Genomic DNA, 278 nt, shown 5'->3' with positions numbered 1-278 from the left:
AGTATGCCCAGTGCTAAGTAAGGGTAAGATATGAGCTGCGTTAATAGTAATATGCCAAACAAGCCGCCTATAACAGTGCCTACTATTTGGCACAGAGCTTTTTCGGCCACTAAGCCACTCTCTGGGCGTATTTGTAAAAACACCGCTGAAACTAAAGCCCAGTAAGGGCGATCTAAATTAAGAAACAAAGCAACTGTAAGCGCCATTGCCATAGCAATTACGCCTTTTAGTGCAAAAATAACAGCCTGCTTTTTAGGTAAAAACAGGTTACGCAGCAC

At 42.8% G+C, this 278-nt stretch carries 1 protein-coding gene; it reads right to left on the bottom strand.

The features are described 5' to 3' along the window. Positions 1–278 (bottom strand): FUSC family protein (locus AAEY62_RS22165; protein WP_350636561.1); only part of this gene is annotated, 278 nt, incomplete at both ends.

This window comes from Pseudoalteromonas sp. GW168-MNA-CIBAN-0100 (genome assembly GCF_040309225.1).
GTDB lineage: Bacteria > Pseudomonadota > Gammaproteobacteria > Enterobacterales > Alteromonadaceae > Pseudoalteromonas > Pseudoalteromonas arctica.
The sequence above is the reverse complement of the archived record's forward strand: the minus strand, read 5'-3'. Positions and strand labels throughout refer to the sequence as shown.